13 protein-coding genes are annotated in these 11,927 nt (G+C 73.1%); 9 read left to right on the top strand and 4 right to left on the bottom strand.

What is annotated here, in order from left to right; translation table 11 throughout:
- Positions 1-24: 24 nt before the first annotated feature.
- The 5 genes from ACFXAE_RS21485 to ACFXAE_RS21465 all read left to right on the top strand — a co-directional run bounded on the left by ACFXAE_RS21485 (position 25) and on the right by ACFXAE_RS21465 (position 5,769).
- Positions 25-1,254 carry an MFS transporter gene (locus ACFXAE_RS21485; protein WP_384717120.1) on the top strand — a complete coding sequence of 410 codons (1,230 nt, stop codon included), beginning with the start codon at positions 25-27 and terminating at the stop codon, positions 1,252-1,254.
- Positions 1,255-1,438: 184 nt separating this feature from the next.
- Positions 1,439-1,624, top strand: a complete 186-nt coding sequence (locus ACFXAE_RS21480; protein ID WP_384717117.1) for a hypothetical protein — start codon at positions 1,439-1,441, stop codon at positions 1,622-1,624.
- A 198-nt stretch (positions 1,625-1,822) separates the two neighbouring features.
- Positions 1,823-3,172: an ABC transporter ATP-binding protein gene (locus ACFXAE_RS21475; RefSeq protein WP_384717114.1), complete on the top strand. Its 1,350-nt coding sequence runs from the start codon at positions 1,823-1,825 to the stop codon at positions 3,170-3,172.
- A 106-nt stretch (positions 3,173-3,278) separates the two neighbouring features.
- Positions 3,279-4,667 carry an aldehyde dehydrogenase family protein gene (locus ACFXAE_RS21470; protein WP_384717111.1) on the top strand — a complete coding sequence of 463 codons (1,389 nt, stop codon included), beginning with the start codon at positions 3,279-3,281 and terminating at the stop codon, positions 4,665-4,667.
- 16 nt (positions 4,668-4,683) lie between these two features.
- Complete coding sequence (locus ACFXAE_RS21465; protein WP_384717108.1) at positions 4,684-5,769, top strand: Zn-dependent alcohol dehydrogenase; 1,086 nt, start codon at positions 4,684-4,686, stop codon at positions 5,767-5,769.
- Here the strand turns inward: ACFXAE_RS21465 and ACFXAE_RS21460 are convergent.
- From ACFXAE_RS21460 to ACFXAE_RS21450, 3 genes are all read right to left on the bottom strand, one after another.
- Complete coding sequence (locus ACFXAE_RS21460) at positions 5,766-6,770, bottom strand: DMT family transporter (protein ID WP_384717106.1); 1,005 nt, start codon at positions 6,768-6,770, stop codon at positions 5,766-5,768. The genes ACFXAE_RS21465 and ACFXAE_RS21460 overlap by 4 nt on opposite strands.
- Positions 6,771-6,832: 62 nt before the next feature.
- Positions 6,833-7,543, bottom strand: a complete 711-nt coding sequence (locus ACFXAE_RS21455; protein WP_384717103.1) for an ArsR/SmtB family transcription factor — start codon at positions 7,541-7,543, stop codon at positions 6,833-6,835.
- Between the two features lie 56 nt (positions 7,544-7,599).
- Complete coding sequence (locus ACFXAE_RS21450) at positions 7,600-8,241, bottom strand: TetR/AcrR family transcriptional regulator (RefSeq protein ID WP_384717100.1); 642 nt, start codon at positions 8,239-8,241, stop codon at positions 7,600-7,602.
- Between the two features lie 104 nt (positions 8,242-8,345).
- Here ACFXAE_RS21450 and ACFXAE_RS21445 point away from each other — a divergent pair, with 104 nt between their 5' ends.
- The 3 genes from ACFXAE_RS21445 (at position 8,346) to ACFXAE_RS21435 (ending at position 10,561) form a co-directional block, all read left to right on the top strand.
- The gene (locus ACFXAE_RS21445; protein WP_384717097.1) at positions 8,346-9,497 is read left to right on the top strand and encodes an acyl-CoA dehydrogenase family protein; all 1,152 of its coding nucleotides are present in this window, start codon (positions 8,346-8,348) and stop codon (positions 9,495-9,497) included.
- 60 nt (positions 9,498-9,557) lie between these two features.
- Positions 9,558-9,845 (top strand): YiaA/YiaB family inner membrane protein, encoded by a 288-nt coding sequence (locus ACFXAE_RS21440; protein WP_384717094.1) that lies wholly within the window; start codon positions 9,558-9,560, stop codon positions 9,843-9,845.
- Positions 9,846-9,916: 71 nt separating this feature from the next.
- The gene (locus ACFXAE_RS21435) at positions 9,917-10,561 is read left to right on the top strand and encodes a TetR/AcrR family transcriptional regulator (protein ID WP_384717091.1); all 645 of its coding nucleotides are present in this window, start codon (positions 9,917-9,919) and stop codon (positions 10,559-10,561) included.
- Here the strand turns inward: ACFXAE_RS21435 and ACFXAE_RS21430 are convergent.
- A complete protein-coding gene (locus ACFXAE_RS21430) occupies positions 10,552-11,013 on the bottom strand; it encodes a MaoC family dehydratase (protein ID WP_030867150.1) in 462 nt (153 codons plus the stop codon). The two genes, ACFXAE_RS21435 and ACFXAE_RS21430, sit on opposite strands and share 10 nt — an antisense overlap.
- Positions 11,014-11,143: 130 nt before the next feature.
- Between ACFXAE_RS21430 and soxR the strand changes: the two genes are divergently transcribed.
- Positions 11,144-11,653: a redox-sensitive transcriptional activator SoxR gene (gene soxR, locus ACFXAE_RS21425; protein WP_384717088.1), complete on the top strand. Its 510-nt coding sequence runs from the start codon at positions 11,144-11,146 to the stop codon at positions 11,651-11,653.
- Positions 11,654-11,927 lie beyond the last annotated feature (274 nt).

Genomic DNA, 11,927 nt, shown 5'->3' with positions numbered 1-11,927 from the left:
ACCACTGTCAGGAAGGACCCGATCATGGCGCCCGGTGGGAACCGCGGCTGGCTGCTCCGCCTCGTCATCGCCTTCGGCTTCGCGCAGGGGGCGGTGTCGATGGCCCGGCCCGCCGTCTCCTACCGGGCGCTGGCACTGGGCGCGGACGAGCGGGCCATCGGTGTGATCGCGGGCGTGTACGCGCTGCTGCCGCTGTTCGCCGCCGTACCCCTCGGCCGGCGCACCGACCACGGCCGCTGCGCGCCCCTGCTCCCGGTCGGCGTGGTGCTCATCTCCGGCGGCTGCGCGCTGAGCGGCCTCGCCGGCTCGCTGTGGGCGATGGCCCTGTGGAGCGGGGTGATGGGCCTCGGCCACCTCTGCTTCGTCATCGGCGCGCAGTCGCTGGTCGCCCGCCAGTCCGCGCCGCACGAACAGGACCGCAACTTCGGCCACTTCACCATCGGCGCCTCGCTCGGCCAGCTGGTCGGCCCCATCGCGGCGGGCGCGCTGATCGGCGCGGACATGGCCCGGACCAGCGCGCTCGCCCTGCTGGCGGCGGGAGCGGGCGGCGCCGTCGCGCTCACCTCGCTGTGGCGCATAGAACGGCCCGGGGCCCTGAAACCCCGTACGGGACAGGGCGCACGGGTGCCGGTACGGGGCATCCTGCGTGCCCGGGGGGTCCCCGCGGGCATCCTCATCAGCCTGGCCGTGCTGTCCGCGACCGACATCCTCACCGCCTACCTCCCGGTGGTCGGTGAGCACCGGGGCATCGCCCCGGCCGTCGTCGGCCTGCTGCTCAGCCTCCGCGCGGCGGCCACCATCGCCTGCCGGCTGGTCCTCACCCCGCTGCTGCGCCTGCTCGGCCGCACGGCGCTGCTGACGGTGACCTGCCTGCTGGCGGCGCTGCTGTGCGCGGGCCTCGCGCTGCCGCTGCCGGTCTGGGCGCTGGCCCTGGTCCTGGCCGTCCTCGGCTTCTGCCTGGGCGTCGGCCAGCCGCTGTCCATGACGACGGTCGTCCAGGCCGCCCCCGCCGAGGCCCGCTCCACCGCCCTCGCCCTGCGCCTCACCGGCAACCGCCTGGGCCAGGTCGCCGCGCCCGCGGCGGCGGGCCTGATCGCGGGAGTCGCGGGCGTGGCAGCCCCGTTCGTGATGCTCGGCGCCCTGCTGTTCCTGGCTTCGGGCGTCGCCCTGCGCACCCCGTCCCGGCCGGCGGAGGACCCGCCGGCCGCCCGGAAGAGCACCGAGGCCCGCCCCCGGCGCCGTACGGCTCGCTAGCCGGTGCCCGGTGGACGCGTCCGCACTGGCAGGATGGCGCGATCGCACACACCGCCCACGGAGAGGCGGGCCGTGCACACATAGGTCGTGCGCACATAGGCCGTGCATACATGGGCTGTGTACGCATAGGCCGTGCACGCATGGGCCGTGCACGCATGGGTCGTGCACACATAGAGGGGGCCATATGCTTCTGATCGTCCTGTCCGGTGTCCTCGTTCTCGCCGTCGGAGGATGCGCCTGCGTCGTCTGGGCGGCCCGTGGCGGTCCGCGCTGGACGCGCGGAGTGGCGAAGGCGACCCTGACGGCGGGTGAGCTGCTCCGGTCGAGCCGTTCGAGCAACCGCACGGGAAGCGACGACGGGAACGACTGACGCGGAACACCGGTCACTCCGTTGAATCCGGACGTCCGCTTTCTCACCTGCTGGACCGGAGCGCCCTGATCCCGCCCGGCATCTTCCCCCGGCTGCTACTTTCCGTTAGCTTCCGTGACTCACACGCCCCGCGCGACCCGCACGGGGCGTTCCGAACGCGGAGCACCAGCGCCCTGATCCGCCCCCGGGGGCACCCTCATGACACGCGCCATCTCCCTGCACGACGTGAGCAAGGCATACACGCGAGGCGTCCGCGTGGTGGACCGGCTGTCGCTGGACATCGCGCCCGGCGAGTTCCTCGTCCTGCTCGGCCCCTCCGGCTGTGGCAAGTCCACCGTGCTCCGGATGATCGCCGGACTGGAGGACATCGACGAGGGCCGGCTGTTCCTCGACGGCGAGTACGGCAACGAACTGCCCCCCTCCGACCGGGACATGGCGATGGTGTTCCAGAACTTCGCCCTCTACCCGAGCATGACCAGCCGCGACAACATAGGTTTCCCGCTGCGCATCGAGTCCCCCGGCGCCGACCCGGCCCCGCGCGTGGACGCCACCGCCCGCATGCTGGGCATCGAGGACCTCCTCGACCGCTTCCCCGCCCAGCTCTCCGGCGGTGAACGCCAGCGCGTCGCCATGGGCCGGGCCATCGCCCGCCACCCCTCCGCCTTCCTGATGGACGAGCCGCTGTCCAACCTCGACGCCAAGCTCCGCAACCATCTGCGCGCCGAGATCTACCGGCTCACCCGGGAGTTGGGCGTCACCACCGTCTACGTCACCCACGACCAGTCCGAGGCCATGTCGCTCGGCGACCGCGTCGCCGTCCTGCGCGGCGGCGTCCTCCAGCAGGTCGGCACCCCGCGCACGGTGTACTCCCTGCCGGGCAACGTCTTCGTCGCCGCGTTCATCGGCACCCCGCGCATCAACCTCCTGCGCGGCCTGGTGCGCGCCCCGCTCGATGGGGCGATGACCATCAGTCTGGGCAAACAGTTTCTGCGGCTGCCCGAACCCCTCTCCCTGGACCACCAGTTGCTGCGGGTCCAGCAGGGCCGCGAAGTCATCGTGGGCCTGCGCTCGGAGGCCGTGCGGATCGCCGAGCCGGCCGCCGCACGGACCGGCGAGGTGGTGCTCACCGGCCTGGTGGAGCACCTGGAGTTCCAGGGCCACGAGGTCCTCGTCCACTTCGACACCGGCTCCCGCCCCGCCGTCGTCCCCGATCTCGAGGCCCCGCGTCCGCGGCCCGAGCGCCCGGCCCGGCGCCGCCGCGAGGGCGCGGTCCTGCACCGGCTGCGGGAACGGGCCGGAGCGCTGCGCGCGGGACCGGCGGCGACGCCGGCCCGGCCCGGACAGCCGGACCCGGCCTCCGCCTCCGCCTCCGCCTCCGCCGAGCTGCGCCTGCCCGGCGACCTCATCGTCCGCACCACCCCCGACATCCGTCTCCGGCACGGCATGCAGGTACCGCTCCTGGTCGACCTCGCCCACCTCTTCGTCTTCGACCGGAGCGGCGAACGGATCTGTCCGAACCCGGCACGGCTGCCCGACCTGGAGGAGTGACACCGACGTGCGGAGACCTCTGGCGCGAGAAAACTAACACCGCTAGTTTAGGATCTCGCACGAACTGAGCGGTCGGACACCGACGCCCCGCCCCGGAGGAAGCGCGATGAAGGCATACGACGGCATGTACATCGACGGCGCCTGGCGCCCCGCCGCCGGCCCGGACGTGATCGAAGTGGTGAACCCGGCCGACGAACAGGTGATCGCCACCGTCCCCGCGGGCACCGTGGAGGACGTCGACGCCGCCGTGCGCGCCGCCCGCGCCGCCCTCCCCGCCTGGGCCGCCACCCCGCCCGCCGAGCGCGCCGCCCGGCTGGCCGCGCTGCGGGACGTGCTCATGGCCCGGCGGGACGAGATCGCCGAGACGGTGACAGCCGAACTCGGCTCGCCCCCGAAGCTCTCGCAGGCCGTCCACGCGGGCGTGCCGATCGCCGTGACCGGCTCGTACGCCGAACTGGCGGCGACGTACGCCTTCGAGGAGAGGACGGGCAACTCGACGGTCCTCCACGAGCCCGTCGGCGTGGTCGGCGCGATCACTCCCTGGAACTACCCGCTCCACCAGATCGTCGCCAAGACCGCCCCCGCCCTCGCGGCCGGCTGCACCATTGTCGTCAAGCCCGCCGAGGACACCCCGCTGGTCGCGCGGCTGTTCGCGGAGGCCGTGCACGAAGCCGGGGTCCCGGCGGGCGTGTTCAACCTCGTCACCGGCCTCGGCCCGGTGGCCGGGCAGGCCCTGGCCGAGCACCCGGGCGTCGACCTGGTCTCCTTCACCGGCTCCACCGCCGTCGGCCGCCGCATCGGCGCGATCGCGGCCGGCATGGTGAAGAAGGTCGCCCTCGAACTCGGCGGCAAGTCCGCCAACGTCATCCTGCCGGGCGCCGACCTGGCCCGCGCGGTCAACGTCGGCGTCGCCAACGTCATGTCCAACTCCGGCCAGACCTGCAGCGCCTGGACCCGCATGCTGGTCCACCGCGACCGGTACGACGAGGCCGTGGAACTCGCCGCGGCCGCCGCCGCGAAGTACGGCGACCGCATCGGCCCGCTCGTCAGCGCCAAGCAGCAGGAACGCGTGCGCGGTTACATCGACAAGGGCGTCGCCGAGGGCGCCCGGCTGGTCGCGGGCGGCTCCGACTCCCCGCACGAGAAGGGCTACCACGTCAGCCCCACGGTCTTCGCCGACGTCACCCCGGAGATGGTCATCGCCCAGGAGGAGATCTTCGGCCCCGTCCTGTCGATCCTGCGCTACGCGGACGAGGAGGACGCCCTGCGCATCGCCAACGGCACCGTCTACGGCCTGGCCGGTGCCGTCTGGGCCGGCGACGAGGCGGAGGCGGTGGCCTTCGCCCGCCGCATGGAGACCGGCCAGGTCGACATCAACGGCGGCCGCTTCAACCCGCTGGCGCCCTTCGGCGGTTACAAGCAGTCCGGTGTGGGCCGTGAACTCGGCACGCACGGCCTGACCGAGTACCTCCAGACCAAGTCCTTCCAGTTCTAGGGGAGTCGAATCCGCCATGGCCGTACGTGCCGCCGTTCTGCCCGCCGTCGGTGCCCCGCTGGAGATCACCGGGATCGACCTGCCCGAGCCCGGCCCCGGCCGGATCCGCGTCCGGCTCGCCGCCGCCGGGGTCTGCCACTCCGACCTGTCCCTGTCCGACGGCACCATGCGCCTGCCGGTCCCGGCCGTCCTGGGCCACGAGGGCGCCGGCACGGTCCTCGCCGTCGGCGAGGGCGTCACCCATGTCGTGCCCGGTGACGGCGTGGTCCTCAACTGGGCGCCCTCCTGCGGCACCTGCCCCGCCTGCGCGCGCGGCGAGGTCTGGCTGTGCGCGGGCGCCCTGGCCGGCGCCGCCGAGGTGCACGCCCGCCGCGCCGACGACGGCACCGACCTGTACCCGGGGCTGAACGTCGCCGCGTTCGCCGAGGAGACGGTGGTGCCCGCCTCCTGCGTGCTGCCCGCCCCGGACGGCGTCCCGCTCACCGACGCCGCGCTCCTGGGCTGCGCGGTGCTCACCGGCTACGGCGCCGTCCACCACTCCGCGCGGGTCCGGCCGGGGGAGACGGTCGCGGTGTTCGGCGTCGGGGGAGTGGGCCTCGCGGCGCTCCAGTCGGCCAGGATCGCGGGCGCGTCCACGATCGTCGCGGTCGACGTCTCCCCGGAGAAGGAGGAGCTCGCGCGGTCCGCGGGCGCCACCGACTACCTCGTCGCCTCCGACACCACCGCCCGGCAGATCCGCGCCCTCACCGGCAAGGAGGGCGTGGACGCGGCCGTCGAGTGCGTCGGCCGCGCGGTCACCATCCGCACGGCCTGGGAATCCACCCGGCGCGGCGGACGCACCACGGTCGTCGGCATCGGCGGCAAGGACCAGCAGGTCACCTTCAACGCCCTGGAGATCTTCCACTGGGGCCGGACCCTCTCCGGCTGCGTCTACGGCAACTCCGACCCCGCCCGGGACCTCCCGGTCCTCGCCGACCACATCCGGGCGGGCCGCCTCGACCCGGGCGCCCTGGTCACCGAACACATCGCCCTGGACGGCATCCCGGCCGCCTTCGACACCATGCTGGCGGGCAAGGGCGGACGGGCGCTGGTGGTGTTCTAGGGGGCGTTGTCCGGATCTTGCCGGGGCCCGGAAACGGCCGCCCCCCGGCCGGGCTCGCGGGCGGTCTCCTCCCGGGCGGCCGGGAGCGCGGCCCCCCGTGCCGCCGTCCCCGGCCGGGACCGGGACACCGCCACGCCGGCGAGACACAGGACACCACCCACCAGCGTGAGCGGGCCCGGGACCTCGCCGAGCGCCAGCCAGGACATCAGCACGACCAGCGCGGGCACCGCGTACGTCGTCGCGCCCATCCGGCTCGCGGTCGTACGGGCCAGTGCGTAGGCCCAGGTGGTGAAGGCCAGGGCGGTCGGGAAGACGCCCAGGTAGACCATGTTGAGCGTGGCGGGGACGGGCGCGTCGGCGGCCTCCTCCACGAGCCGCCCGGCGAACGGCAGACAGGCCACCGCCCCGACCAGGCACCCGTACGTCGTCACCTGCAGCGGGCTCGCCGTGCCCAGCGCCGGCTTCTGCGCGACCACCCCGCCCGCGTAGGCCACGGCCGCCAGCAGGCACAGCACCACCCCGAGCACCGAGGACCCGCCCCCGCCGGACATCGACAGTCCCACGGTCACCGCACCGGCGAACGCCACGGCCATCCCCGCCAGCAGCCTCGGCGGCATCGAGTCCCCGAGCAGCCGGGCCCCGAGCAGCGCGATGAGGATCGGCCCGATGTTCACCACCAGCGCCGCCGTGCCGGCGTCGACCTGCTGCTCGCCCCAGTTCAGGGCCACCATGTAGAACCCGAACCAGAGCACCCCCGATATCAGGATCCCGCGCCGGGCCGGCCGGGGCGGCAGCCCCTCCCGGCGCAGCAGACAGATCACCCCCAGTGTCAGCGCGCCGGCCAGCAGCCGCCCGAGCGCGAGCGCCCCCGGCGAGTACACGGCCCCCGCACTGCGGATGGACACGAAGGCGGATGCCCACAGCACGACGGTGACACCGGCCGCGCAGGCCGCGAGCACCTCCGTGCGACGGACGGGGTGAGAGACGGGGGAGTGCATCATGCTCCTGAGGCTAGGAGGATCAAGGGGCGGGACGCTCGCGGATTCCGGACGGGGCCCGGCCGTCACCGGAGAGTCCGCGCGTCGATCCCCAGCAGCTCGGACAGCGCGCGTTCGCCCGCTTCCGTCACCTTCACCGCCCGCTCGGAGCCGATGCGCACGCACCAGCCCGTCTCCAGGGCGTGCCGGCACAGGGCCGCGCCCGCCACTCCGGCGAGGTGCGGGCGGCGTTCCGTCCAGTCCAGACAGGCGCGGGCCAGCGGGCGGCGGCCCCGGCGGTCGAGGCCGATGCCGGTCGTGCCGAACCAGCGCAGTCCCGCGTCGGTGAGCGCGAACCCGGTGTCCTGGAGGAGCAGCCCGCGCGCGGTGAGCGCGTCGGTGACGGCGATGCCGAGCCGCCCGGCGAGATGGTCGTAGCAGGTGCGCCCGCGGGCCATGGCCGATCCGGCGCCCGCCTGCCGTAGTGTGCGAGGGCGTTCGGCGGCACCCGGGGCCACCTGCGCGGCCAGGTCCTCCACCAGCTGTGCGACCCGCGCGTCGGCCAGTCGTACGTACCGGTGCCGCCCCTGCCGTTCCTCGGCCAGCAGCCCGCCCGCGACCAGCTTGCCCAGGTGCTCGCTCAGCGTGGACGCGGCGACACCGGCGTGCCGGGCCAGCTCGCCCGCCGTCCAGGCCCGCCCGTCCAGCAGCGCCAGCAGACACGCGGCCCGCGTCTCGTCGGCGGCCAGCGCGGCGAGCCGCGCGAGACCGGCCGCCCGGGGGTCCTTGGTGGTCATGTCCCCCAGCATGCGGCACGGACGCTTCGGCGCTCACCGAAGTGTCCGTGCATTGCCTAGGCGCGGGCCCGTACCTGCTCGTACTGCAGCGCCAGCCCGTCCAGCAGCGCCGTCAGCCCCGCCTCGAAGGCCCGCTCGTCGATCTTCTCCTGCTGCTCGGCGAGCAGATGGGCCTGTCCGAGGTGCGGGTAGTCGGCGGGGTCGTAGGCGCCGGCGTCGTCCACGAAGCCGCCCGCGAAGGAGCCGAGTGCGGAGCCCATGATGAAGTAGCGCATCAGCGCGCCGACGGAGGTGGCCTGCGCGGGCGGCCAGCCGGCCTCGGCCATCGCGCCGTAGACCGCGTCGGCCAGCCGCAGCGCCGCCGGACGGCGGCCCGGGCCGCGGGCCAGGACCGGGACGATGTTCGGGTGGTCGCGCAGCGCTGCCCGGTAGGAGACCGCCCAGTCGTGCAGCGCGGTCCGCCAGTCCCGGCCGTCCTCGAACATCGACAGGTCGACCAGCGCGCTCACCGAGTCGGCCACCGCCTCCAGGATCTCGTCCTTGGTGCGGAAGTGGTTGTAGAGCGAGGGCCCGCTCACCCCCAGCTCCGCGGCGAGCCGGCGCGTGGAGACGGCCGCGAGGCCCTCCGCGTCCACCAGCGCACGGGCCGTACCGACGATCCGGTCGGTGCTGAGCAAGGGCTTGCGCGGTCGGGCCATGGCGCACATAGTAGGACCGCGACAGGAAACTAGCAGTGCTAATTTAAATGTGCACGGTCTTTCGGATGTGCGCGGCAAGCGGATCTCACATGGGGTGACTCGGTATGAACCTGGAGCTCAGCGAGGAGCAGGAGGCCGTCCGTCGGCTCGCCCGGGACTTCGTGGAGCGCGAGGTCGTGCCCCACGCCACCGCCTGGGACCGTGCCGAGGAGGTCGACCGCGGCATCGTGAAGAAGCTCGGCGAGGTCGGCTTCCTCGGGCTGACGGTCGACGAGGGGTACGGCGGCAGCGGCGGCGACCATCTCGCGTACTGCCTGGTCACCGAGGAACTGGGCCGTGGCGACTCCTCCGTGCGCGGCATCGTCTCCGTCTCCCTCGGTCTGGTCGCCAAGACGATCGCCGCCTGGGGGAGCGAGGAGCAGAAGCGCGCCTGGCTGCCGGGCCTCACCTCCGGGGAGTACGTCGGCTGCTTCGGCCTCACCGAGCCGGGCACCGGCTCCGACGCCGGGAACCTCACCACGCGCGCGGTCCGTGACGGCGACGACTACGTCGTCAACGGCACCAAGATGTTCATCACCAACGGCACCTGGGCCGACGTCGTCCTGCTCTTCGCCCGCTCCACCGACGCCCCCGGCCACAAGGGCGTCTCCGCCTTCCTCGTCCCCACCAGCGCCCCCGGCCTGACCCGCCGCGCCGTCCACGGCAAGCTCGGCCTGCGTGGCCAGGCCACCGCCGAACTGGTCCTTCAGGACGTGCGGGTGCCCGCCTCCGCGATGCTGGGCGAGGAGGGCAAGGGCTTCTCGGTCGCCATGTCCGCCCTGGCCAAGGGCCGGATGTCGGTCGCGGCCGGCTGCGTCGGCATAGCGCAGGCCGCCCTGGACGTGGCCGTGCGGTACGCGGGGGAGCGGGAGCAGTTCGGGAAGCCCATCGCCCGTCACCAGCTCGTCCAGGAGCTGATCAGCGACATCGCCGTGGACGTCGACGCGGCCCGGCTGCTCACCTGGCGGGTGGCCGACCTGATCGACCGGGGCCGGCCCTTCGCCGTCGAGTCCTCCAAGGCCAAGCTCTTCGCCTCGGAGGCGGCCGTCCGCGCCGCCAACAACGCCCTGCAGGTCTTCGGCGGCTACGGCTACATCGACGAGTACCCGGCCGGCAAACTCCTGCGCGACGCGCGCGTGATGACCCTCTACGAGGGCACCAGCCAGATCCAGAAACTGGTCATCGGCCGTGCGCTGACCGGGGTTTCGGCCTTTTGAGTACGCGTCTGAGTAGCTGAGCGGATGTGGCCGCGGCCACATCCGCCGACCCTTGTCCCCATGAGCGACACACCGGTCAAGCAGCAGAGCACGGCCGCCTTCTACGGTCAGGCCGTCGCGTCCTTCGGAGTGGCCATGGGCGCCACCGCGGTCGGTATCTTCAACCTCGACACCGACTCCTGGGTCCGCGCCTTCCTGGGCATCGCCGTCCTGTACCTCGTCACCTCCGCCTTCACCCTGGCCAAGGTCATCCGCGACCGCCAGGAGGCCGGGCAGATCGTCAACCGGGTCGACCAGGCCCGCCTGGAGAAGCTGCTCGCCGAGCACGACCCGCTGCAGAAGCTGTGACGACGGGCACGCTAAGCGAGCGCTCACCCTTGCCGGTATGGTGTTACTCCTGCCAGCGAACGAGGTGAGCGATGAGTACGGCGGAGGAGACGGCCGGCGCCGAGGCGCAGCCGTGGGGTGAGGTCACGCCCGACGCGGCCCGGCGGTTGCTGCTCGCCGCCGTGGAGGCGTTCGCGGAGCGCGGCTACCACGCCACGACGACCCGCGACATCGCGGGCCGCGCCGGGATGAGCCCGGCCGCGCTCTACATCCACTACAAGACCAAGGAAGAGCTGCTCCACCGCATCAGCAGGATCGGCCACGAGAAGGCCGTGGCGATCCTGCGCACGGCGGCCCGCACCGAGGGCAGCCCCGGCGAGCGGCTCGCCGAAGCGGTCAGCTCCTTCGTCCGCTGGCACGCGGGGGGCCGCACCACCGCCAGGGTCGTGCAGTACGAGCTCGACTCGCTCGGACCCGAGGCCCGCGCCGAGATCCTCGGACTGCGCCGGCAGGTCGACGCCGAGGTGCGCGGGATCATCGAGGAGGGCGTGCGCTCCGGCGAGTTCGACGTCATCGACGTCCAGGGCACCACGCTCGCCGTGCTCTCCCTGTGCATCGACGTGGCCCGCTGGTTCAACGTCGACGGCCCCCGTACCCCCGAGGAGGTCGGCGCGCTCTACGCCGACCTCGTGCTCAGGATGGTCGGGGCCCGCGAAGCCGGTCCCGCTCAGAGGTAGTACCGGGCCACCGACTCGGCCACGCACACCGGCTTGTCGCCGCCCTCGCGCTCCACGGTGAACGCCGTGGCCACCTGGACGCCGCCCGGCACCTCGTCGACGGCGGTGATCGTCGCGGTGGCGCGCACCCGCGAGCCGACCGGGACCGGGGCGGGGAAGCGCACCTTGTTGGTGCCGTAGTTGACGCCCATCTTCACGCCCTCGACGGAGATCAGCTGAGGGCCGAACAGCGGCAGCAGCGACAGCGTCAGATAGCCGTGCGCGATGGTCGTCCCGAACGGCCCCGCCGCGGCCTTCTCCGGGTCGACGTGGATCCACTGGTGGTCCCCGGTGGCCTCGGCGAACAGGTCGATGCGCTTCTGGTCGACCTCCAGCCAGTCGGTGTACCCCAGCTGCTCGCCCACCGCCGCCTTCAGGTCGTCGACGGACGTGAAGATCCTCGGCTCTGCCATGTCCCGGCCTCTCGCGTCACGTAGTCGCAGCGCACCGGTGTGCGCATGCCTAAGCAACTGCTTAGCATGGTGTGTCGGGCAGTCCCTGTCAACGACAACCGGCCGCCGGACGGGTGGGTAGGCTTCGGAAGTGCCCCAGCTTCCCGAGAAGATCCACGAGCTCACGGTCGGCCAGCTCTCCGCGCGCAGTGGTGCCGCCGTCTCGGCCCTGCACTTCTACGAGTCCAAGGGTCTGATCGGCAGCCGCCGCACCTCGGGCAACCAGCGCCGCTACAGCCGTGACACCCTGCGCCGGGTCGCCTTCATCCGCGCCGCCCAGCGCGTCGGCATCCCGCTCGCCACGATCCGCGAGGCGCTCGCCGAGCTGCCCGAGGAACGCACGCCCACGCGCGACGACTGGGCGCATCTCTCCGAGGTGTGGCGTTCCGAGCTGGACGAACGCATCAAGCAGCTCAACCGCCTGCGCGACCACCTCACGGACTGCATCGGCTGCGGCTGCCTCTCCTTGGACAGCTGTGTCCTGTCCAACCCGGACGACGTCTTCGGCGGCCGGCTGACAGGCTCCCGGCTGCTGGTGGAGAACGGCGGCACGCGCGAGAACGGCACGCGCCGCGGCAACCGGCCAAGGGACGGCCGCTGACCCCGGGGCGGCGACACGGATCCTGTCCGTGGTCCGGTCCCGGGAGGTCGGTTCCCTGTGCGCCTGGCCGGATGGATACGGCCAGAGGCGACGGGGAGGCCCCGAACCGTCACTCCGGTGGAGCGGGGCCCCGCACGCCGACGCCGTGCCCGGCGTCCCGGATCGCACGATCACCGTGGCCTGAACGGCCCAGGACGCCGCACGCCTGCCCGCCGACCATCACACGATCGAGTTGAAACACTCTCGTGCGACCTCTCCGGCGAACAACCCGCAC

Source organism: Streptomyces sp. NPDC059454 (genome assembly GCF_042749965.1).
GTDB lineage: Bacteria > Actinomycetota > Actinomycetes > Streptomycetales > Streptomycetaceae > Streptomyces.
Note: the sequence above shows the minus strand (reverse complement) of the source record. Positions and strands in the feature narration are given on the sequence as shown.